The sequence below is a fragment of the Cupriavidus sp. P-10 genome (assembly GCF_003402535.2).
In the GTDB taxonomy this organism is placed as follows: domain Bacteria; phylum Pseudomonadota; class Gammaproteobacteria; order Burkholderiales; family Burkholderiaceae; genus Cupriavidus.
On sequence record NZ_AP025170.1, the window covers coordinates 402944 to 425774 of the forward strand.

Here is a 22831-nt window from a genome sequence, read left to right on the forward strand (position 1 = left end):
AGGTACTGCTGTGACCAATACGAGCAGCCCCAGTGAGCTGGGCAAGCCGCCGAGCGAAGGCGTAAACAGGACCGTTGACGGAAACACCCGGCATGCCGAGGGCTCGCTCTCGCTGGGCATGATCGGCAACTGCGCGATTTCCGCGCTGGTAGACGGCCGCGGGCGCATTGTCTGGTCTTGCCTGCCGCGCTTCGACGGCGACCCTGTCTTCAACGCGCTGCTGGACCCGAGCGAGAACGCCGGCCATTTCTCGATCGAGATCGAGGATTACCACAGCGCCACCCAGTGGTACGAGCCCAATACGGCGGTGCTGCGCACGCGGTTGACCGACACGCACGGCAACTGCCTGGAGATCACCGACTTCGCGCCGCGCTTCTTCCGGCTCGGGCGCTATTTCCGCCCGACCACGCTGATCCGCCGCATCCGCCCCGTCCGCGGCGCGCCTCGCGTGCGCGTAGTGGTGGCGCCGCGTTTCGAATGGGGCCGCAAGGCGCCGGAGATCACGCGCGGCAGCAGCCACGTGCGCTATATCGGCGACTCGATGACGCTGCGCATGACCACGGACGCGCCGCTGGCCTACGTGCTGTCGCACACGCCGTTCCTGGTTACGCGCGGGCACAACTTCATCCTGGGCCCGGACGAGACCCTGGCGCATGGCGTGGAAGAGATCGCGCGCGACTTCGAGCAGGAAACCACGGCCTACTGGCGCCTGTGGAGCCGCCGCCTGGCAGTGCCGCGCGAATGGCAGGACGCAGTGATCCGCGCTGCCATCACGCTGAAGATGTCGCTGTATGAAGAGACCGGCGCCATCGTCGCCGCGATGACCACCAGCATCCCCGAGGCCCCGGGCAGCGGCCGCAACTGGGACTACCGCTTCTGCTGGCTGCGCGACGCTTTTTTCGTGGTGCGCGCGCTCAACAGCCTGTCCGAAGTCGGCACCATGGAGGACTACCTGCGCTGGCTTTCCAACGTGGTGATGCAGTCGCAGGATGGCCATATCCAGCCGCTGTATGGCATCGGCCTCGAACGCGAGCTGCCGGAAAGCATGCTCGATCACCTGCCCGGCTACCGCGGCATGGGACCGGTGCGCGTGGGCAACCAGGCGCAGGAGCACTTCCAGCATGACGTCTATGGCAACGTGGTGCTAGGCGCGGCGCAGGCCTTCCATGACCACCGGCTGCTGCACCGCGGCGGCCCGGCCGAGTTCCGCCGGCTGGAAGAGGTTGGCGAACAGGCGGTGAAAGTCTTCGGCACGCCCGATGCCGGCATGTGGGAGCTGCGCACGCGCGCCCGTGTGCATACCTCGTCGGCGCTGATGAGCTGGGCGGCGTGCGACCGGCTGGCCAAGGTCGCCGAGAAGCTGCAGATCGCCACGCGCGCGGCGTACTGGCACGACCATGCCAACCGCATGAAAGAACAGATCCTGGCCGAGTCGTGGAGCGAATCGCGCCAGGCCTTTGCCGAGAGCTTCGGCGGGCGCGAGCTCGACGCCAGCGTGCTGCTGATGGCCGAGGTCAATTTCATCGATCCGCGCGACCCGCGCTTTATCGCCACGGTGAAAGCGCTGGAGACCTCGCTGTGCGACGGGCCCTACATGCGCCGCTACGAGGCCCCCGACGATTTCGGCAAGCCGGAGACAGCTTTCAATATCTGCACCTTCTGGCGTATCGACGCGCTGGCGCGCATCGGCCGGCGCGACGAGGCGCGCGAGATCTTCGAATCGATGCTCGCCGCGCGCAACCCGCTCGGTTTGCTGTCCGAGGACACCCACCCCGTGACCGGCGAGATGTGGGGCAATTTCCCGCAGACCTACTCGATGGTCGGGCTGATCAACGGCGCGATGCGGTTGTCGGCGCCGTGGGACTCGGTGATCTGATGCCGCACCCTGCGATTCCGCCACGCCGCATGGCACAAGAACAAAGGACTCCAGAAAACAACATATGCCAAGACTCGTAGCGGTATCCAACCGTGTCGCAGATCCGCGCAACGTGGCCGCCGGCGGCCTTGCCGTGGCGCTTTCCGAAGCCTTGCGCCAGACCGGCGGAATGTGGTTCGGCTGGAGCGGCAAGGCGCTGGACTCCGCCCAGGGCGGTACCCCCGGCGAAGGCGACCTGCACCTGCAGCAGGCCGGCAACGTGACGCTGGCCACGGTCGACCTGAGCCGCGAAGACCATGACGCCTATTACCTGGGTTACAGCAACGGGGTACTGTGGCCGGTGTTCCATTACCGGCTCGACCTGGCCGACTTCGATTCCAACTTCCTGAACGGATACCGCCGCGTGAACCAGCTGTTCGCGCGCAAGCTGGCGCCGCTGCTCAAGCCCGACGACGTCATCTGGATCCACGACTACCACCTGATCCCGCTGGCGTCCGAGCTGCGCGCGATCGGCTGCGGCCAGAAGATCGGCTTCTTCCTGCATGTGCCGCTGCCGCCGCGGCTGATCCTGGCAGCCATCCCGCAGCACGAGTGGCTGATGCGGGCGCTGTTCGCGTACGACCTGCTCGGCTTCCAGAGCCAGGCCGACGTGGACCACTTCTCGCGCTACGTGCAGGCCGAGGCCCAGGCCGAGCCAATGGGCGAGCACCGCTATCGCGCCTTCCACCGTACGGTGCGGGCGCAGGCGTTCCCGATCGGGATCGACGTGGACGAGTTCATCGAACTCGGACGCGGCGAGGAAGCGCAGGAAACCTACGAGATGATGTGCGGCCAGTACGCGCGCCGCCGGCTGCTGCTCGGCATCGACCGGCTCGATTACTCGAAGGGGTTGCCGCAGCGGCTCAAGGCGTTCTACCGGCTGCTGGCGGAATACCCGGAAAACCGGATGAGTGCCACGCTGGTGCAGATCGCCGCGCCTTCGCGCGAATCGGTCGATGCCTATGTGGACTTGCGCAGCGAGATGGAGCGGTTGTCCGGCGCGATCAATGGCGAGTTCGGGGAGCTGGACTGGATGCCGGTGCGGTATATCCATCGCACCACCGCGCGCAAGCGCCTGCCTGGACTATGCCGCGCCAGCCGCGTGGCGTTGGTGACGCCGCTGCGCGATGGGATGAATCTGGTGGCCAAGGAGTTTATTGCCGCGCAGGATGCGGAGGATCCGGGGGTGCTGGTCTTGTCGCGTTTTGCCGGCGCGGCGGAGCAGTTGAAGGAGGCGCTGCTGGTAAATCCCTACGATACCCGTGCGACTGCGCAGGCGATCCAGCAGGCGCTGCATATGCCGCTGGCCGAGCGCCAGTCGCGGCACCAGAAGTTGCTGGAGCGGATTCGGGCGCAGGATGTGCATTGGTGGAGTAGTGAATTCTTGCGCGCGCTGGCTGAGACCGAGGGCGGTTGATTTCTTTGCTGCCTGCCTGTTTGGGAGTGGGCTATGAGTGAGGATCTGGGGTCGCAAACTTGCACGCCATGCCGGGGCGGGGTGCCGCCGTTGACGCCTGACGAGGCTGAGGCGTTATTGCCGCAGGCGCCGGGATGGGATCTGGTGGATGGGGCTACGCGGTTGGAGAGGCGGTTTGCTTTTGGCAATTTCGCCGAGGCGCTGGCGTTTGTTGGACGCGTCGGGCAGCTCGCGGAAGAGCAGGGGCATCATCCGGAGATCAGCTTTGGTTGGGGGCATGCCACGGTGTCGTGGCGGACCAAGAAGATCAAGGGGTTGCATCGGAATGATTTCATTATGGCGGTGAAGACGGGGGAGTTGGTGGGGTAGGTCTTGTTGTTCATGTGCTGCTGCTGTTGCTGTTGCTGCTGTCGCTGCTGGGCATCTGGTGGATATTTGATACGTCCGGTTCCGCCCTGAAGGGCGGGTAACTTTTTGTCCGAGCGACAAAAAGTCACCAAAAAGCGCGTTTACTGCCCTGGGCGGGCGGCCACTCTTATCGTAGTGGGCTGGGGCTTTCGTACGGGGCTTGGCTTCCTCGCAAAGCAAGACTGCCTGCCGCAGTGGTGCACCACTGCGGCGGGGATAGACATGGTGGTTGAACGAGCCCAGAGGGTTGGTGGCCCCTGCTACCGGGGGCAACGCAGGAACGCCTTCGGCTGCGCTGCGCGCCGGCAGCATCTCAGGTCAGGGGACCGGGCACGGAACGCGTCGCTGCGCTCGCTTGGCGCGATCGCCGATGGTCCCAGCGCCCAGCGCCCAGCGCCCAGCGCCCAGCGCCTATCCCTGCCCGCCTGTTTGCTCCCCTCTCCCGCCTGCGGGAGAGGGGGCGGGGGAGAGGGCCGGAGCACCCACGAAGTGATAGCCAGTCAATCCGCTCGGGCCGGTCGAGGCTTTGCAAGCGCCAGCTATATTGCCAAGTCCAGCCGACCAACCAGGACCCGCGCGCAGCGCAGCCGCAGGCGTTCCTACTATGCCGCCTGCAGCAGGCGGCCACCAACCCTCTGGGCTCGTTCAATCACCATGTCTATCCCTGCCACCGTAGTGCACCCCTGCGGCAGGCAGCCCTGCTATGCAACGAAGCCCAGCCCCGTACGAAACCCGTCGCCCACTACGATAAAAGTGGCCGTCCGCCCAGGACAGTAAACGCGCTTTTTGGTGACTTTTTGTCGCTCGGACAAAAAGTTACCCGCCCTTTAGGGCGGAACCGGGCGTATCAAATATCCGCCGGATGCCCAGCCGCCAGGCACAGAAGCCACCAGACAAAAAAATCACCCCAAATCCCCAGGCGTATCAATATCCCGAAACGCCCCTTCATCCTCAGTCAATATCCGCGTCACCGGCTTCCCCTGAAGAAAAGCCCGCGCCCCTTCATCCCCATCGAGTCTGAGCAGGTCATCCCGCCAGGCAGCACCAAAGCCCACGGGATGCCCCCGCTGCCCATTGCGCCATGGCGCGGCAATCGTCTCCGGCGTGGTAATCGTCAGCGCCACCGCCCGCACCAATTCCAACGGCAACCAAGGCATATCAGCCAGCGCAACAACCCAACCCCGCGCATCAGGCGTAGCCGCCACCGCCGCGCGCAACGCAGCCCCCATGCCCAATTCGGCCTCGGCCGATTCGAGCACGCGGCACCCTCCGCGCTTGAGCTCTTCCGCCAATGCGGGATTGCCCGGACGAATCACCGCTATGGAATCCGGCAGCGCCGCGGCCAACGTGCGCGCACTGCGCCAGGCCACGGTGCGCCCACCGGGCAAGACCTCAAGCAGCTTGTTCCGTTTGCCGGCGGCATCGAAGCGTCGGCCAAAACCAGCCGCCAGCAAAATCCCGGTAGGCAGGTCGGTGCGAAGCAGGGGAGCATTGGGGGCGGCAGTCATGGCGGGCACTCGGTTATCACTCGTCAGGCAGACGGGCCAGCGGCAACGTCGCAACTGCTGCCGGTGCCGGCAGCCATCTCGCGCGCGGCCTTGGCGCCTTCCACCTGCAGGATGTCAGGCAGCGACACATGGTTCTTGGCGGCAACCACTTCCGCCAGGATCGAGATGGCGATCTCCGGCGGCGTGCGGCTGCCGATATAGATCCCGACCGGCCCATGCAGCCGCGCCAGCTGCAGCTCGGTCAGATCGAATTCCTTCAGCCGCTCGCGCCGTGTCTGGTTGTTGCGGCGCGAGCCAAGCGCGCCCACGTAGAAGGCATTGGTGCGCAGCGCTTCCATCAGCGCCAGGTCGTCCAGCTTGGGATCGTGCGTCAGCGCAATCACCGCGCAGCGCTCGTCCAGCTTCATGTCCATCACGGTGTCGTCCGGCATGGTGCGCACCATGGTCACCCCGGGGATGTCCCACGTCTCCGTGTATTCCTCGCGCGGATCGCACACGGTGACCTGGAAGCCCAGCCCCACCGCGATCTGGCACAGGTACTTGGACAGCTGCCCCGCGCCGATCACCAGCATGCGGTAGCGCGGGCCGTGGATGGTCAGCAAGGTCTTGCCGTCGAAGACCAGCCCGTCGGTCGCACTGGCAGGCCCCAGCGTGGCGGCTCCGGTGCTCATGTCGAGCGTGCGCGCGACCAGCCGGCCGTTCTCCACCGCGTCGAGCAAATCAGCAATGCCGCTGGCCGGCTTGAGCGGCTCGGTGACCAGTTCGATGGTGCCGCCGCAGGGCAGCCCGAAGCGGTGGGCTTCCTCTGCGCTGATGCCGTACTTGACTGCCTCGGGCTGGTCCGACGTGATGCCTTGCCGGCGCACGCGGTCGATGATGTCGTCTTCGATGCAGCCGCCCGAGACCGAGCCGACTACCAGGCCGTCGTCGCGCACCGCCAACATCGCGCCTTCCGGGCGGGGCGACGAGCCCCAGGTGCGCACCACCGTGACCAGCAGCACGCGATGGCCCTGTTGCTGCCACTGCACGCTGTTCTTCAGGACTTCGAGATCCACGCTGTCCATGATCGTTTCCGCTTCGGCTCCTCTGTCTGTTCGCTTGTTTCGCTATTACCAGCAGCTGCGGCGGGGGCGCCCTCGGCCGCTGGTGTTTCTTGTGTGGTGTCCGGTGTTACCGCCTCGGTGAAGCGCGCAAAGAAGGTATCCGCCAGCTTGCGTGCCGCGGCATCCACCAGCCGCGAGCCGATCTGTGCGATCTTGCCCCCCACATGGGCGTCGACGGTGTAGCTCAGCACGGTCTCGTCGCCATCGGGTTCGAGCCTGACGCGGGCGGTGCCCTTGCCGAATCCGGCCGCGCCACCCTGGCCGTCGAAGCGGATGGTGTAGCTGTCCGGAGCCTGGATATCCTCCAGCGCCATGCGGCCCTTGAAGCGCGCCTTGACCGGGCCTACCGCGGCCGTCATGGCCACCAGGTAGGCGTTTTCGCCGTCGGGCTCGATACTCTCACATCCGGGGATGCATTGCTTGAGCAGCTCGGTGTCGTTGAGGGCTTCCCATGCCACCTGCTGGGGGATCGGCAGGCGCTGGCTCTGGTTCATTTCCATGGCGGGGCTTCCTTTTTTGGTGGGTTGGGGGCGCCGGCCCGCACCGGGCCGCCCTGGTCGGACAGCAGGGATTCAAGCGCCAGCAGGCTGTCCAGGTTATGTGCGGGACGCAGCGCGTCGACATGCGGCAGGATCGCCTGCACGCCGCGCGCCTGCGGCGTGAATCCAGGGTAGCGCAGCAGCGGATTGAGCCAGACGATGCGGTGCGCAAAGCGGCGCAAGCGAGCCATTTCGTCGCCGAGCAGGTCGATATGCTCGTGGTCGAGGCCGTCGGTGACCAGCAGCACGGTGGCGCGGCCAGACAGCGTGCGGCGCGCCCAGTGGCGGTTGAAGCTCGCCAGCGCGGCGCCGATGCGGGTGCCGCCGGCCCAGTCGCGTACCTGGCCGGTGATGACGGCCACGGCCTCGTCCGGGTCGCGTTCGCGCAGCGAGCGGGTGATGTTGGTCAGCCGCGTGCCGAACAGGAACACCGACAGCCGCTCGCGCGACTGCATCAGCGCATGGCAGAAGTACAGCACCGCGCGCGAGTACTGGCTCATGGAGCCGGAGATATCGAGCAGCAGCACCACCGGCGGCTTGCGCTCGGCGTGCTTGCGGAATTTCCAGCGCAGCCATTCGCCGTGCTGGCGCACTGCCAGGCGCGCGCTGGCGCGCAGGTCGGCATGGGTGCCGCAGGTGGCGGCGCGCAGCCGGCGCGTTCGCTGCAGTGCAAGATGGGCGCGGCGGGTGCGCACCAGATGCTGCAGTGCGCGCCATTCCTGCGCGGTCAGGGTTTCGAAGTCGCGTTGTGCCAGGCGCTCCTGGTCGGAGAAGGTCAGCGGCACGTGGATGCGCTCCGCCTCTGCCTGCGCCGGGCGCGATGGCATTTCCGGCTGGCGCGCGGCCAGCGCATCGGCGAGCCGGTTGCTGCGCTTCGGCGGCGGCGCGCCCGCGTCGACGCGCGGCAGCAGCAGCGCGCGCAGCTTGCCTTCCCAGTCGGGATCGCGCCAGAACAGGTCGAAGGCGGCATCGAACAGTGGCCGCTGGTCGGGGCCGGACAGCACCAGTGCCGCCAGTGCGGCGCGTACCTCGTCGCGGCGGCCGATATCGATCAGGCGCAGCGCTGTCAGTGCATCCACCGCGTGCGCCGGCGACAGGGCAAAGCCGCCGTCGCGCAGCAGCCGCATGAAGTGGGTGACGTTGCGCGCCAGCACCGGCAGTCCCGCTTGAGGACCGCCGCTGCGCGCCGCGGCGTGCAGCATGGGCACGGTTCAGCCTCCCGGCGCGGGGCCCGCCAGCAGTTCCGCCACGGTGGGGCCGTCGACGCGCGCCAGGTCGTCCTGGTATTTGAGCAGTACGCCGAGCGTGTCGCGCACCGACTGCGGGTCGAGCTCGGTCACCCCCAGCGCCGCCAGCGCGCGGCACCAGTCGATGGCTTCGGCAATGCCGGGCGCCTTGAACAGGTCGATGCCGCGCAGCCGGTGCACGAAGTCGATCGCCTGCGCCTGCAGCGCGGCGGCGGCCTCGGGTGCGCGCGCGGCCACGATCTGCAATTCACGGTCGCGGTCCGGATAGCCGACCCATTGGTACAGGCAGCGGCGCTTGAGCGCGTCATGGACCTCGCGCGTGCGGTTGGAGGTGATCACGATCAGCGGCGGACGCTCGGCGCGGATCACGCCGATCTCGGGGATCGAGACCTGGAATTCGGAGAGGACTTCGAGCAGGAAGGCTTCGAAGGGTTCGTCGGCGCGGTCGATCTCGTCGATGAGCAGCACGCGTGGCACGCCCGGCGCGGCGGGGTCGGGCAGCAGCGACTCCAGCAGCGGGCGCTTGAGCAGGTAGTCGTCGTGGTACAGCGATTGCGCCTCGGGCCGCTCGCCGCGGGCTTCGGCCAGGCGCAGCGCCATGATCTGGCGGGGGTAGTCCCATTCGTACAGCGCGCTCGCGGCATCGAGTCCTTCATAGCACTGAAGCCGCAGCAGACGGGTGCCGAGCACGCCCGCCATGGCTTGTGCCAGCGCGGTCTTGCCGACGCCGGGCTCGCCTTCGAGGAACAGCGGGCGCTGCATGCGCAGGGCAAGGTAGAGCACCGTGGCGGTTTCGCGGTCGGCGAAGTATTGCTGGTGTTCGAGTCTGGCGAGGGTGTCGTCGATGGAGGTGGGGAGCATGAAGCGTTTGTATGTGCCGACGCTCTAGCGCGCCGTCGGTTTGCTCCCCTCTCCCGCTTGCGGGAGAGGGGCAGGGGAGAGGGCAGGAGGTTCGCCCGCGATAACGCCTGATTCAGGCGCGGGCCCTCTCTCCCCGACCCCTCTCCCGCCGGGCGGGAGAGGGGAGACAATATGCGGCAGTGGAGAAACGCTACCCCTTCACCGCCGCCTCCACCGCCCTTGCCGCCAGCACCGGAATCAGATGAGCCCGGTACTCCGCCGACGCATGCAGGTCCGTATTCAGCTTCCCTGCATCGACCTTCACCCCACGCGCCGCCTGCGCGGTGAAGCTGGCCGACAGCGCCTGCTCCAGCGGCTGGCAACGGAACACACTGTCGGCAGCGCCGGTGACCGCCACGCGCACCGTATTGCCGGAGCGCGCCACCATCACCCCCACCAGCGCAAAGCGCGACGCCGGATTGCGGAACTTCACATAAGCCGCCTGATCCGGGATGGGAAAGCGCACTGCGGTGATCAGCTCATCCGGTTCCAGCGCGGTCTCATACAGCCCCCTGAAAAAGTCATCCGCCGCGATGCTGCGCCGGTCGGTGACCACGGTAGCGCCCAGCCCCAGCACGGCCGCCGGGTAGCAGGCCGCCGGATCGTCATTCGCCAGCGCGCCGCCGAGGGTGCCCATCGCCCGCACCTGCCGGTCGCCGATGCCACCGGCCAGTGCCGCCAGCGCGGGAATGCGCTGGCGCACCTCAGCGTTCTCGGCCACGTCGGCATGGCGCGCGGCGGCGCCGATGACGATCTCTTTGCCGTCGACGCGGATTTCGGCCATGCCGGGAATGCGTGCCACGTCCACCAGCGTGGAGGGCGACGCCAGCCGCAGCTTCATCGCCGCCAGCAGGCTCTGGCCGCCGCCAAGGAACTTGGCATCGGGATCGGCCTTGAGTTTGGCCACCGCCGCCTTGGCATCCGCGGCGCGTTCAAAGTTGAATGCGTACATGTCGGTTTCCTTTGCGGTACGGGTCAGGGCCGGGCGGCCTGGATCGCCTGCCACACGCGGTGCGGCGTGGCGGGCATCTGCATGTCCTTTACGCCCAGCGGCGACAGCGCATCGATCAGCGCGTTGATGAACGCGGGCGGTGACCCGATCGCGCCGGCCTCGCCGCAGCCCTTCACGCCCAGCGGGTTGTGGGTGCACGGCGTGCCGCTGGCGGTCTCGACGGTGAAGTCGGGCAGGTCGCCGGCGCGCGGCATGGCGTAGTCCATGTAGGAACCGGTCAGCAGCTGGCCGCTGTCGTTGTCGTACACGCACTGCTCCAGCATGGCCTGGCCCAGCCCCTGGCCGATGCCGCCATGCACCTGGCCTTCGACGATCATCGGGTTGATGATGTTGCCGAAGTCGTCGACCGCGGTGAACTTGACCACCTGCGACTCGCCGGTGTCGGGATCGACTTCCACCTCGCAGACGTAGGCGCCCGATGGATAGGTGAAGTTGGTCGGGTCGTAGAACGCGTTCTCGTTCAGGCCGGGCTCCAGCTTGTCGAGCGGGTAGTTGTGCGGCACGTAGGCGCTCAGCGCGACTTCCCCGAAGGTCTTGGTGCGATCGGTGCCGGCCACGCGGAACACGCCGTCGCTGAACTCGATGTCGCTGTCGGACGCCTCCAGCAGGTGCGCGGCGATCTTCTTGGCCTTGGCCTCGATCTTGTCGAGCGCCTTGACGATGGCCGAGCCGCCCACCGCCAGCGAACGCGAGCCGTAGGTGCCCATGCCGAACGGCACGCGGCCGGTATCGCCGTGAACGATCTCGACCTGGTCGAGCTGCAGCCCGAGGCGGTCGGCCACCACTTGCGCGAAGGTGGTCTCGTGTCCCTGCCCGTGGCTGTGCGAGCCGGTGAAGACCGTCACGGTGCCGGTAGGATGCACGCGGATCTCGCCGACTTCGAACAGGCCGGCGCGTGCGCCCAATGCGCCGGCGATGTTGGACGGCGCAAGGCCGCAGGCTTCGATGTAGCAGGAATAACCGAGGCCGCGCAGCTTGCCGCGCTGCTTCGCCTCATCGCGCCGGGCCGGGAAGCCCTTGACGTCGGCCAGCTCCTGCGCGCGCGCCAGGCACGGCTCGTAGTCGCCGGTGTCGTAGGTCAGGCCCACCGGCGTGGCGTACGGGAACTGGCGGATGAAGTTCTTGCGGCGCAGTTCGGCCGGGTCGGTATTCAGCTCGTGCGCGGCGGTCTCGACCAGCCGCTCGACCACGAAGGTGGCTTCGGGCCGCCCGGCGCCGCGGTAGGCGTCGACCGGCGCGGTGTTGGTGAACACCGACTTGACCTCGGCATAGATCGCCGGGGTCGAGTACTGGCCGGCCAGCAGCGTCGCATACAGGATGGTCGGCACGCTGCTGGCAAAGGTCGACAGGTACGCGCCCATGTTGGCGACCGTATGCACGCGCATCGCCAGGAACTTGCCGTCGGCGTCGAGCGCCAGCTCGGCCCTGGTCACGTGGTCGCGGCCATGCGCGTCGGTCAGGAAGGACTCGGAACGGTCCGCGGTCCACTTGACCGGTCGGCCGACCTTCTTCGAGGCCCAGGTCAGCGCGACGTCTTCCGGATACAGGAAGATCTTGGAGCCAAAGCCGCCGCCTACATCGGGCGCGATGATGCGCAGCCGCGATTCCGGCAGCCCCAGCACGAACGCGCCCATCAGCAGGCGTTCGACGTGCGGGTTCTGGTTGGCGACGTAGACGGTGTAGCTGTCGTCCTGGCGCGCATAGCTGGCGTTGACCGCGCGCGGCTCGATCGCGTTGGGGATGAGCCGGTTGTTGACGATCTCCAGCGTGGTCACGTGCGCGGCCTTGGCGAAGGCGGCGTCGGTGGCGGCCTTGTCGCCGTGGCCCCAGGTGTAGCAGGTGTTGGCCGGCACGTCGTCGTGCACCAGCGTCGATGCCGACGCGGCATCGGCGGCGCGGACCACGGCGGGCAGCTCTTCGTAGTCGACCTCGATCTTCTCGGCGGCGTCGCGCGCCTGCTGCAGCGTCTCGGCGATGACCAGCGCCACCTGGTCGCCCACGTGGCGCACCTTGCCCTGGGCGATGACCGGGTGCGGCGGCTCTTTCATCGGCGAACCGTCGATGCTGTGGATCAGCCAGCCGCAGGGCAGGCCGCCGACCTTGTCGGCGGCGAGGTCATCGCCGGTCAGCACGGCGATCACGCCGGGCGCGGCCAGCGCCTCGGTCTTGTCGATCGAACGGATGCGCGCATGCGCATAAGGCGAGCGCAGGAAATACGCGTAGCTTTGCTGCGGCAGCACGATGTCGTCGGTGTACTGCCCGTTGCCGGTCAGGTAGCGGAAGTCTTCCTTGCGCTTGACCGGTGCGCCCACCAGGCGCTGGCTCTCGGGTGCGTTCATGGCGTCTCCCCCTTATTCAGCGCTGGCGGCCGTGGCTTGCATGGCCGCCTGGCCTTGCTGCACCGCACGCACGATGTTGTGGTAACCGGTGCAGCGGCACAGGTTGCCTTCCAGGTGAGCGCGGATGGTGGCGGCGTCGGCGCCGGGATGCTCCTGGACGAGCGCGGTCGCGCTCATCACCATGCCCGGCGTGCAAAAACCGCATTGCAGCCCGTGGCAGTCGCGGAAAGCTTCCTGCACCGGGTGCAGGCCATTGCCAGCCCGGTCACCCGCCAGCCCTTCGATGGTGGTCACGGTGGCGCCGTCCGCCTGCAGCGCCAGGATGTTGCACGACTTGACCGCCCGGCCATCCAGGTGGACCGTGCAGGCGCCGCACTGCGCGGTGTCGCAGCCGACGTGGGTGCCGGTCAGGCGCAGCTGTTCGCGCAGGAACTGGACCAGAAGGGTGTTGGGTTCTACCTGCGCGTCAACGGGCTTGCCGTTGACCGTCAGGCGGATCGGAATCGCCATGCTTGTCTCCATGTGGGGTGGACGCGCATGACCAATTCCCAGATCCCGAAAGCAACTGCGCGGGACTGGCCACGACGCGGTACTGCCGCTTAAGACGGCTATAGGACGGCTATTTCGTGATATTGGTGCTGCCGCTGCAACTGCTCTGGGTGCGCCAGCGAACGCTGCGGCCGGCGCTTTGGCACGGCCGGCGAACGTTTGGCCGCGACAGGCTCTAACAGTTAATCACAAATCCGTAACAGGTGCCATGAGGTTTGCCCGCGCCCCATCCGGGGTAGGGGCCTCGCCTCGGAGCGGCTGGGCCGCTGCTAGAATGGCCCGGCCCTCCCGCCTGCCCCGACATGGAAGCCTTCTTCGACTGGCTCTTTCAAACCGTCGCCTTGCCCAAGGTGGGCCTGCCCGCGATCTTCGTGGTCAGCCTGGTGTCGGCCACGCTGCTGCCGCTGGGCTCGGAACCGGCTGTGTTCGGCTACGTCAAGTTAAATCCCGAGATGTTCTGGCCGGCAGTCCTGGTGGCCACCGCCGGCAATACCGTCGGCGGCGCGATCGACTGGTGGCTGGGCTATGCGGCCAAGCTGGCGCTGGTGCGCTACCACTTGCGGCGCCGGGCGCGCGAGCACGAACTGGAGCACGAACAGCACCGGAAGCATGCGCGCAAGCCGCCCAAGCCCAAGCTCGATGCCAAATATTTCCGCTGGATGCGCCGGCTGGGTCCGCCCACGCTGCTGCTCTCGTGGCTGCCGGGGATCGGTGATCCTTTGTGCACGCTGGCCGGCTGGCTGCGTTTGTCGTTCTGGCCGAGCCTGGCCTGGATGGCGGTTGGCAAGTTCCTGCGCTACCTGGCAATGACTGCCAGCCTGCTATGGATTCCCGACAGTTTTTGGCAGAACATTGCGCAAACGGTCAAGTCATTCTTCTGATAAAAGTGCGCCGTGAAGCCTATTTCATGTGATGCAGGCACCGCCGGGTCACGCCTAATCCCTTGTTCCGACAAGGATTCCGCTTTGTTGCAATGCGGCGAAACCGGGCCTTGCAGTACAATCGCCCTTTAATGAACGATTCGCGCACTGTCCCCGTGCGCAGCAGGAAGCGGTCCCCCCATGAACGCCCCACTCGTGCTCGACGCCAAGCTCGCCGCGCAGGACGCCCCGCCGCGCCTGCGTGAAATTCCTTATAACTACACGTCCTTCTCGGACCGCGAGATTGTCATCCGCCTGCTGGGCGAGGAAGCCTGGCGCATCCTGGACGAGCTGCGCAGTGAGCGCCGCACCGGCCGCTCGGCCCGCATGCTGTACGAAGTGCTGGGCGATATCTGGGTGGTTCGCCGCAACCCCTACCTGCAGGACGACCTGCTGGAAAATCCCAAGCGCCGCCAGATGCTGGTCAGCGCGCTGCACCACCGCCTGAACGAGATCGAGAAGCGCCGCGCCGCCGACCGTGCCGAGCACGCCGAGCCCGCCGCCGAGGATCGTTCGCACCGCGTGGAGCAGCTGGTCGCCTTTGCCAAGCAGGCGATCGAGGACTTCAAGAACGAATTCGCCGCCGCCTACGACCTGCGCAAGCGCGCGCAGCGCGTGCTGGGCAAGGTCACCCAGAAAGACAACATCAAGTTCGATGGCCTGTCGCGCGTGTCGCACGTGACCGACGCCACCGACTGGCGCGTGGAATACCCGTTCGTCGTCCTGACCCCGGATACCGAGGAAGAGATCGCTGGCCTGGTCAAGGGCTGCTTCGAGCTTGGCCTGACCATCATCCCGCGCGGGGGCGGCACCGGCTATACCGGCGGCGCCGTGCCGCTGACGCCGATGAGCGCGGTGATCAATACCGAGAAGCTGGAACAGCTGGGGCCGGTCGAGCAGACCGACCTGCCGGGCGTGTCGCACAAGGTCGCCACCATCTTCTCCGGCGCCGGCGTGGTGACGCGCCGCGTGGCCGATGCGGCCGACAAGGCCGGACTTGTCTTTGCGGTCGACCCGACTTCGATCGATGCCTCGTGCATCGGCGGCAACGTGGCCATGAACGCCGGCGGCAAGAAGGCCGTGCTGTGGGGCACCGCGCTGGACAACCTGGTCTGGTGGCGCATGGTGGACCCGGAGGGCAACTGGCTGGAAATCACCCGGCTGGACCATAACCTGGGCAAGATCCACGACGTGCCGGTGGCCACCTTCGAACTGAAGTGGTCGGACGGCAACCGCGCCCCGGGCGAGAAGGTGCTGCGCACCGAGACGCTCGCGATCGAGGGCCGCAAGTTCCGCAAGGAAGGCCTGGGCAAGGACGTCACCGACAAATTCCTGGCCGGCCTGCCTGGCGTGCAGAAGGAAGGCTGCGACGGCATCATCACCAGCGCGCGCTGGATCCTGCACCGCATGCCGAAGTTCATCCGCACGGTCTGCCTGGAGTTCTTCGGCCAGGCGCGCGACGCCATCCCGAGCATCGTCGAGATCAAGGACTTCCTCGACGCCGAGACGAAGAAGCCCGGCGGCGCCATCCTGGCCGGCCTGGAGCACCTGGACGAGCGCTACCTGCGCGCGGTCGGCTACGCCACCAAGAGCAAGCGCAACGCCTTCCCGAAGATGGTGCTGATCGGCGATATCGTCGGCGACGATGAAGACGCCGTGGCGCGCGCCACCTCGGAAGTGATCCGCATGGCCAACGGCAAGAGCGGCGAAGGCTTTATCGCCGTCAGCCCCGAGGCGCGCAAGAAGTTCTGGCTCGACCGTTCGCGTACCGCCGCCATCGCGCGGCACACCAACGCCTTCAAGATCAACGAAGACGTGGTGATCCCGCTCAACCGCATGGGCGAGTACACCGACGGCATCGAGCGCATCAATATCGAGCTGTCGATCAAGAGCAAGCTGCAGCTGGTCGACGCGCTGGAAGCGTTCTTCGCGCGCGGCAACCTGCCGCTGGGCCGCAGCGACGACGCCAACGAGATCCCCAGCGCCGAGCTGCTGGAAGACCGCGTGCAGCACGCGCTGACACTGCTGCGCGAGATCCGCGCGCGCTGGCGCTATCTGCAGGACCACCTGGACACGCCGCTGGCGCAGGCCAGGGCCTCGCTGATCGGGCATGGGCTGGGGCTGCTGGGCCAGGAGTTCGAGGCGCGGCTGCACCAGCAGCCGGACGCCAACGTGTTCCACCTGCTGCAGGACCGCACCATCCGCGTGTCGTGGAAGAACGAGATCCGCGCCGAGCTGCGCAAGATCTTCAACGGCGGCGAATTCAAGCCGATCCTGGACGAGGCGCAGAAGATCCACAAGCAGGTGCTGCGCGGCCGCGTCTTCGTGGCGCTGCACATGCACGCCGGCGACGGCAACGTGCACACCAACATCCCGGTCAACTCCGACGACTACGACATGCTGCAGGACGCGCACCGCGCGGTGGCCCGCATCATGGACCTGGCGCGTTCGCTGGACGGCGTGATCTCGGGCGAGCACGGCATCGGCATCACCAAGCTGGAGTTCCTGACCGAGGAAGAGATCGGCGACTTCCGCGCCTACAAGGCCAAGGTCGACCCGCAGGGCCGCTTCAACAAGGGCAAGCTGTTGCCTGGCGCCGACCTGCGCAATGCCTACACGCCGTCGTTCGGCCTGATGGGGCACGAGTCGCTGATCATGCAGCAGAGCGACATCGGCGCCATTGCCGAAAGCGTCAAGGACTGCCTGCGCTGCGGCAAGTGCAAGCCGGTGTGCGCCACGCACGTGCCGCGCGCCAACCTGCTGTACAGCCCGCGCAACAAGATCCTGGCGACCTCGCTGCTGGTCGAGGCCTTCCTGTATGAAGAGCAGACCCGCCGCGGCATCTCGGTCAAGCACTGGGACGAGTTCTCCGACGTGGCCGACCACTGCACCGTCTGCCACAAGTGCGTGACGCCGTGCCCGGTGAAGATCGACTTCGGCGACGTGTCGATGAACATGCGCAACCTGCTGCGCAAGATGGGGCAGAAGAAGTTCAACCCCGGCACGGCGGCGTCGATGTTCTTCCTGAACGCCACCAACCCCGAGACCATCAACCTGACCCGCAAGGTCATGATCGACTGGGGCTACAAGGCGCAGCGCCTGGGCAACGAGGTGCTGAAGAAGCTGGCGAAGAAGCAGACCGCGCATCCGCCCGCCACCGTGGGCAAGCCGCCGGTGCGCGAGCAGGTGATCCACTTCATCAACAAGAAGATGCCGGGCAACCTGCCCAAGAAGACGGCGCGCGCGCTGCTCGACATCGAAGACAACGAGATCGTGCCGATCATCCGCGACCCGAAGGCGACCACGCCGGAATCGGAAGCGGTGTTCTACTTCCCGGGCTGCGGCTCGGAGCGGCTGTTCTCGCAGGTCGGGCTGGCGACGCAGGCGATGCTGTGGCACGTCGGCGTGCAGACCGTGCTGCCGCCGGGCTACCTGTGCTGCGGCTATCCGCAGCGCGGCAGCGGCCAGTACGACAAGGCCGAGAAGATCGTCACCGACAACCGCGTGCTGTTCCACCGCGTGGCCAACACGCTGAACTACCTCGACATCAAGACCGTGGTGGTCAGCTGCGGCACCTGCTACGACCAGCTCGCCGGGTATGAATTCGAGAAGATCTTCCCCGGCTGCCGCATCATCGATATCCACGAGTATCTGCTGGAGAAGGGCGTCAAGCTGGAGGGCGTGACCGGTACGCGCTACATGTACCACGATCCCTGCCACACCCCGATCAAGACCATGGACCCGACCAAGCTGGTCAACGACCTGATGGGCGGCAACGCGGGGCTGGGCAAGATCGAGAAGAACGAGCGCTGCTGCGGCGAGTCGGGCACGCTGGCGGTGACGCGTCCTGACATTTCGACGCAGGTCCGCTTCCGCAAGGAAGAGGAAATGACCAGGGGCGCAGACAAGCTGCGCGCCGACGGCTTTACCGGCGACGTCAAGATCCTGACCAGCTGCCCGTCGTGCCTGCAGGGTCTGTCGCGCTACAAGGAAGATGCGTCGGTGCAGGCGGATTACATCGTGATCGAGATGGCCAAGCACCTGCTGGGAGAGAACTGGATGCCTGAGTATGTGGCGAAGGCCAATGCGGGTGGCATCGAGCGGGTGCTGGTGTAAGCCATCGCCATGACGCGTTCTCCGAACTGCCCGCTTTGCGAAACCGACGGCGGCGAACTGGTCTGGATGGGCGACCGCGCCCGCCTGATCCTGGTCGAGCATGACCGCTTCCCCGGTTTCTGCCGCATCGTCTGGAACGACCACGTGGCCGAACTGACCGACCTCGACGAGGCCGACCAGGCCTGGCTGATGCGGCTGGTGGCGCGCGTGGAGCGCGTGGTGCGCGAGGTGATGGCGCCCGACAAGGTCAACCTGGCGGCGTTCGGCAACATGGTGCCGCACCTGCACTGGCACATCATTCCGCGCTACCGCTGGGACACGCATTTCCCCGAGGCGATCTGGGCGGCGCCGCAGCGCGCGGCGGACAGCGTGCGCGTGCAGGAGCTGGCCAGCCGGCTGCCAGCGTTGCGTACGGCACTTTCGCTGATCGAAGCCAACGACGCCTGAAGCCGGGCGTGGAACCCGCGCCGGCCTGCAACCGTCTGAATGCTGTTGCCGCCGCGGTCGCGCCCGCGCGCCGCGGCACGAGAACAACATGCCCGGCCACGCATCCCGCTGGCGGGCCAGAAAGCTGCCGCTATGTCCTCGACCCCGACTTCCGTCACCGTACCGGGCCCTGCCGTTCCTGCCAAGGCCCTCAAGATCCAGAGCCGGCTGCGCATGGCCGCGACCTGGGCGCTGATCAAGCCCTACTGGAAATCCGACGATCGCGTCGCCGGCCTCGGCCTGCTGGCGCTGGTGGTCGTGCTCAACCTGGGCATTGTCTATATCAACGTGCTGCTCAACGAGTGGAACCGCGTGTTCTACAACGCGCTGGAGCAGCGCGACTATGCTTCGTTCAAGGTGCTGCTGCTGCGGTTCTCGTGGATCGCGGCGTTCTTCATCGTGGCGGCGATCTCGCGCCAGTACTACACCATGATGCTGCAGATGCGCTGGCGTACCTGGATGACCGGCCGCTTCATGGGCCACTGGCTCGGGCACCAGGCCTACTACCGAATCGAGCAGACCCATACCACCGACAACCCCGACCAGCGGATCGCTGACGACTTGCGCCAGTTCACCGACGGCGCGCTGTCGCTGTCGCTCGGGCTGCTCAACTCGGTGGTGACGCTGCTGTCGTTCGTTGGCATCCTCTGGACGGTGTCCGGGCCGATCAGCTTTGCGCTGGGCGGCACCGAATGGACCATCCCCGGGTATATGGTCTGGTTCGCGGCTGGCTATGCGGTGATCGGCTCGCTGGTGGCGCACGTGGTCGGCCGCCCGCTGATCGGGCTGAATTTCCAGCAGGAACAGTACGAAGCGGATTTCCGTTTCACGCTGGTGCGCCTGCGCGAGAACAGCGAGCCGGTGGCGCTGTACCGCGGCGAGCCGACCGAGCAGGCCGGCCTGCGCGCGCGCTTCGACCGCATCCGCGCCAACTGGAACCAGCTGATGCGCTATACGCGGCGGCTGACCTTTGTCAGTTCCGGCTATGCGCAGTTCGCCATCATCTTCCCGATCCTGGTGGCGGCGCCGCGCTACTTCGCCGGCAAGATGACGCTGGGCGGGCTGATGCAGACCAGCTCGGCCTTCGGGCAGGTGCAGGGGGCGCTTTCGTGGTTCGTCGACAGCTATGCCACGCTGGTGGGCTGGAAGGCCGCGGCCAACCGCCTGATCGATTTCCAGGAAGCGATCCGCGTGGCCGAACGCCAGGACCAGGCCCCCGGCGGCACGCGCGACGTCGAGGTCGAGCATACCGGCAAGCCGCAGGAAGGCATCGTGATCGACGGCCTGGCGCTGGCGCTGCCGGTGCGCGCCGCCCGCGGCAGCGCCGTCGGCCAGCGCCCGCTGGTCGCGCCGTTCTCGCTGTCGGTCGCGCCGGGCGAGCGCTGGCTGGTGAGCGGCCCGTCAGGCTGCGGCAAGAGCGTGCTGTTCCGCGCGCTCGCCGGGATTTGGCCATATGGCAGCGGCACCGTGACCATGCCCGAGGGCAAGCGCATGCTGTTCCTGCCGCAGCGCAGCTACCTGCCGATCGGCACCCTTGCCGACGCGCTGGCCTACCCCGATGCCGGCACCGAGCACAGCTCGGAAGCCCTGCAGGTGGCGCTGCGCCAGGCGCGGCTGGCGGCGCTGACCGACCAGCTCGACGTGTTCGACAACTGGTCGCTGCGGCTGTCCCCGGGCGAGCAGCAGCGGCTGGCGTTCGCGCGCGCGCTGCTGCAGAAGCCCGACTACCTGTTCCTGGACGAAGCCACCAGCGCCCTCGACGAAGACACCGAAGGCGTGATGTACCGGCTGATGGTGGAGTCGCTGCCGGACGCGGCCATCGTCAGCATTGCGCACCGCAGCACGGTGGCGGCCTTCCACGGCCGGCGCCTGCGCTATGTGCCGCAGGATGGGGAGGCGGCGCGGGCTGCGCAAGCCGGCGAGCCTGGGGTAAGCTATCGGGTCGTAAGCGAAGCGTGATGCGGCGCGAGGCGGCGCCTGGGGCGCCGCTCGTCGTGTCGCCGCGCCGGATTCCTATATAGAGAGAGCGCCCGTCACCCGGGCCGCGAATCATCATGGCAGGCCTGGACAAAGACACCCCCCATCCCACCGCACTGACCGTCCATACGCAATCGCGCGTGCTGGAGGTCGGCTTCGACAACGGCCGCAGCTTCCGGCTGCCGTTCGAGCTGCTGCGCGTGTATTCGCCATCGGCGGAAGTGCAGGGCCACGGCCCCGGCCAGGAAATCCTGCAGACCGGCAAGCGCGACGTCGGCATCAGTGCCGTCGAGCCGGTGGGCAACTACGCCATCCTGATCCGCTTCAGCGACGGCCACGACACCGGCATCTATTCGTGGGAACTGCTGTACCGGCTGGGCGACCAGCAGGACGCGCTGTGGCAGGACTACCTGAAGCGCCTGGAAGCTGCCGGCGTCGATCGCGATACCCCCATGCCTGGCGCCGGCGCTGCCGGCGGCCACGGCTGCGGCCACCACCATTGAGCCGCCCCCGACAATCCTGGAGTCTGAGAAATGAGTGAAACCCACTTCGGGTTTGAGAAAGTCGACGAAACGGAAAAAGCCGACAAGGTCGCCGGCGTGTTCCATTCGGTGGCGAGCAGGTACGACGTGATGAACGACCTGATGTCGGGCGGCATGCACCGGCTGTGGAAGATGTTCACCATTGCCCAGGCCAATGTCCGGCCCGGCCACAAGGTGCTGGACATCGCCGGCGGCACCGGCGACCTGGCCAAGGCGTTCGCGAAGCAGGCCGGCCCGACCGGCCAGGTCTGGCTGACCGATATCAACGAGTCGATGCTGCGCGTCGGCCGCGACCGGCTGCTGAACAAGGGTATCGTGACCCCGGTGGCGCTGTGCGATGCCGAGAAGATCCCGTTCCCCGACAACTACTTCGATCTGGTCACGGTGGCGTTTGGCCTGCGCAACATGACGCACAAGGACGCCGCGCTGGCCGAGATGCGCCGCGTGGTCAAGCCGGGTGGCAAGGTCATGGTGCTAGAGTTCTCCAAGGTGTGGAAACCGCTGGAGAAGGCGTATGACGTCTATTCTTTCAAGGTACTGCCCTGGCTGGGCGAGCGCGTGGCAGGGGATGCCCCCAGCTATCGCTATCTCGCGGAATCGATCAGAATGCATCCAGACCAGGTCTCACTTGTACGCTTAATGGAACATGCGGGCCTGGAAAATGTCGAATACTTCAATCTGACGGCCGGAGTGGTGGCGCTCCACGTCGGGCGGAAGTATTAAGAACACTTGAAATCGCCATGCCTCGCCCACACATGGGTGAAACTGACAGGGGATAACAGCATATGTCGTCAATTCGTGGAAAATTCCTGGTGGGGTCGCTGGTAACGGCGCTGGCCTTCGGGATGACGTTGGACGCCGAGGCCAAGCGCATGGGCGGCTCGCGCAGCGTGGGCAAGCAGTCTGAATCGGTCACGCAGCGCCAGCAGACGCAGCCTACCTCGCCGACCCAGCAAGCGCAGCAGCCTGCACAACAGGCGGCACCGGCTACGGCCGGGGCAGCCGGCGCGGCAGCGGCCGCAGCGCCCAAGCGTAACTGGGGCGGCATCCTGGGCGGCATCGCCGCCGGCCTTGGTATCGGCTGGCTGCTGTCGCACTTCGGCCTGGGCGGCGCGGCGCTGAGCTTCCTGTCCAACCTGATCCTGATCGCGATCGTCGCCTTCGCGGTGATCTGGCTGATCCGCAAGTTCCGCGGTGGCAGCCAGCGCAGCCACCAGCCGGCATACGCGGGTGCAGCCGGTGCGGCGGGTGCCGGCAATGCCGGCGGCATGGGCCGCAGCGCCGAGCCGATGCTGCGCCAGCCGCTGAACACGCCGGAGAGCACGCCGGCAGCCACCCCGATGATGCAGGGCGCCGCAGCCGCGCCGGTCGCGGCGGGTGCCGTGGCCCAGCAGCCGTGGGGTGTGCCGGCCGATTTCGACACCGAAAACTTCCTGCGCAACGCCAAGGTCCACTTTGTGCGCCTGCAGGCAGCCTGGGACGCCGGCAACCTCGACGACATCCGCGAGTTCACCACGCCTGAGATGTTCGCCGAGATCAAGATGGACCTGTCCGAGCGCGGCGCCGAGGTCAACAAGACCGACGTGGTCACGCTGGAAGGCCAGTTGCTCGGCATCGAATCGACGCCGTCGCAGCATATCGCCAGCGTTCGCTTCTCGGGCATGATCCGCGAGAAGGCCGGCGAGGTGGCGCAGCCGTTCGCCGAAGTCTGGAACCTGGCCAAGCCGGCGACCGGCACCGGCGGCTGGCTGCTGGCCGGCATCCAGCAGGAGTCGTGATGCCGCGCCTCCGTGGCGAGTGATGCGCCCGGGGGAGTAGCTTAGAATGGAGGCCCACGTGAAAGCGTGGGCCTT

General features: G+C 66.9%; 18 protein-coding genes. 10 read left to right on the plus strand and 8 right to left on the minus strand.

From position 1 onward, the window contains the following. Positions 1-10: 10 nt before the first annotated feature. The 3 genes from CTP10_RS01895 (at position 11) to CTP10_RS01905 (ending at position 3701) form a co-directional block, all read left to right on the plus strand. Positions 11-1876, plus strand: coding sequence for a glycoside hydrolase family 15 protein (locus CTP10_RS01895; RefSeq protein WP_116317070.1), 1866 nt, complete (start codon positions 11-13; stop codon positions 1874-1876). Between the two features lie 64 nt (positions 1877-1940). Continuing rightward, complete coding sequence (gene otsA, locus CTP10_RS01900) at positions 1941-3332, plus strand: alpha,alpha-trehalose-phosphate synthase (UDP-forming) (RefSeq protein ID WP_116317071.1); 1392 nt, start codon at positions 1941-1943, stop codon at positions 3330-3332. 33 nt (positions 3333-3365) lie between these two features. After that, the gene (locus CTP10_RS01905; protein ID WP_116317072.1) at positions 3366-3701 is read left to right on the plus strand and encodes a 4a-hydroxytetrahydrobiopterin dehydratase; all 336 of its coding nucleotides are present in this window, start codon (positions 3366-3368) and stop codon (positions 3699-3701) included. A gap of 941 nt (positions 3702-4642) precedes the next feature. On the opposite strand, the gene CTP10_RS01910 is transcribed toward CTP10_RS01905, so the two are convergent. The 8 genes from CTP10_RS01910 to CTP10_RS01945 all read right to left on the minus strand — a co-directional run bounded on the left by CTP10_RS01910 (position 4643) and on the right by CTP10_RS01945 (position 12898). Further along, the gene (locus CTP10_RS01910) at positions 4643-5248 is read right to left on the minus strand and encodes a nucleotidyltransferase family protein (RefSeq protein ID WP_116317073.1); all 606 of its coding nucleotides are present in this window, start codon (positions 5246-5248) and stop codon (positions 4643-4645) included. 23 nt (positions 5249-5271) lie between these two features. Beyond that, complete coding sequence (locus tag CTP10_RS01915; RefSeq protein WP_116317074.1) at positions 5272-6312, minus strand: XdhC family protein; 1041 nt, start codon at positions 6310-6312, stop codon at positions 5272-5274. Continuing rightward, the gene (locus CTP10_RS01920; RefSeq protein WP_116317075.1) at positions 6285-6851 is read right to left on the minus strand and encodes a CoxG family protein; all 567 of its coding nucleotides are present in this window, start codon (positions 6849-6851) and stop codon (positions 6285-6287) included. Before CTP10_RS01920 ends, CTP10_RS01915 begins: the two co-directional genes overlap by 28 nt. Next, complete coding sequence (locus CTP10_RS01925) at positions 6842-8092, minus strand: vWA domain-containing protein (protein ID WP_116317076.1); 1251 nt, start codon at positions 8090-8092, stop codon at positions 6842-6844. The genes CTP10_RS01920 and CTP10_RS01925 overlap by 10 nt, the downstream gene beginning before the upstream one ends. Positions 8093-8101: 9 nt before the next feature. After that, complete coding sequence (locus tag CTP10_RS01930) at positions 8102-8998, minus strand: AAA family ATPase (RefSeq protein ID WP_116317077.1); 897 nt, start codon at positions 8996-8998, stop codon at positions 8102-8104. Between the two features lie 190 nt (positions 8999-9188). Then, the gene (locus CTP10_RS01935; protein WP_116317078.1) at positions 9189-9989 is read right to left on the minus strand and encodes an FAD binding domain-containing protein; all 801 of its coding nucleotides are present in this window, start codon (positions 9987-9989) and stop codon (positions 9189-9191) included. A 23-nt stretch (positions 9990-10012) separates the two neighbouring features. Further along, on the minus strand, positions 10013-12388 hold the full coding sequence (locus CTP10_RS01940; protein ID WP_116317079.1) for a xanthine dehydrogenase family protein molybdopterin-binding subunit: 2376 nt from the start codon (positions 12386-12388) through the stop codon (positions 10013-10015). Between the two features lie 12 nt (positions 12389-12400). Next, positions 12401-12898: a (2Fe-2S)-binding protein gene (locus CTP10_RS01945; RefSeq protein ID WP_116317080.1), complete on the minus strand. Its 498-nt coding sequence runs from the start codon at positions 12896-12898 to the stop codon at positions 12401-12403. 341 nt (positions 12899-13239) lie between these two features. Here CTP10_RS01945 and CTP10_RS01950 point away from each other — a divergent pair, with 341 nt between their 5' ends. From CTP10_RS01950 to CTP10_RS01980, 7 genes are all read left to right on the plus strand, one after another. Continuing rightward, positions 13240-13818, plus strand: coding sequence for a YqaA family protein (locus CTP10_RS01950; RefSeq protein WP_116317081.1), 579 nt, complete (start codon positions 13240-13242; stop codon positions 13816-13818). A 180-nt stretch (positions 13819-13998) separates the two neighbouring features. After that, complete coding sequence (locus CTP10_RS01955) at positions 13999-17973, plus strand: DUF3683 domain-containing protein (protein WP_116317082.1); 3975 nt, start codon at positions 13999-14001, stop codon at positions 17971-17973. 9 nt (positions 17974-17982) lie between these two features. Then, positions 17983-18420, plus strand: coding sequence for an HIT family protein (locus CTP10_RS01960; RefSeq protein WP_116317083.1), 438 nt, complete (start codon positions 17983-17985; stop codon positions 18418-18420). Positions 18421-18552: 132 nt separating this feature from the next. Continuing rightward, positions 18553-20418, plus strand: coding sequence for an ABC transporter ATP-binding protein/permease (locus CTP10_RS01965; protein WP_116317813.1), 1866 nt, complete (start codon positions 18553-18555; stop codon positions 20416-20418). 95 nt (positions 20419-20513) lie between these two features. Beyond that, the gene (locus CTP10_RS01970; protein ID WP_116317084.1) at positions 20514-20939 is read left to right on the plus strand and encodes a gamma-butyrobetaine hydroxylase-like domain-containing protein; all 426 of its coding nucleotides are present in this window, start codon (positions 20514-20516) and stop codon (positions 20937-20939) included. 30 nt (positions 20940-20969) lie between these two features. Next, complete coding sequence (gene ubiE, locus CTP10_RS01975) at positions 20970-21701, plus strand: bifunctional demethylmenaquinone methyltransferase/2-methoxy-6-polyprenyl-1,4-benzoquinol methylase UbiE (protein ID WP_116317085.1); 732 nt, start codon at positions 20970-20972, stop codon at positions 21699-21701. 62 nt (positions 21702-21763) lie between these two features. Next, positions 21764-22756: a Tim44 domain-containing protein gene (locus tag CTP10_RS01980; RefSeq protein WP_116317086.1), complete on the plus strand. Its 993-nt coding sequence runs from the start codon at positions 21764-21766 to the stop codon at positions 22754-22756. The last annotated feature ends 75 nt before the right edge of the window (positions 22757-22831 follow it).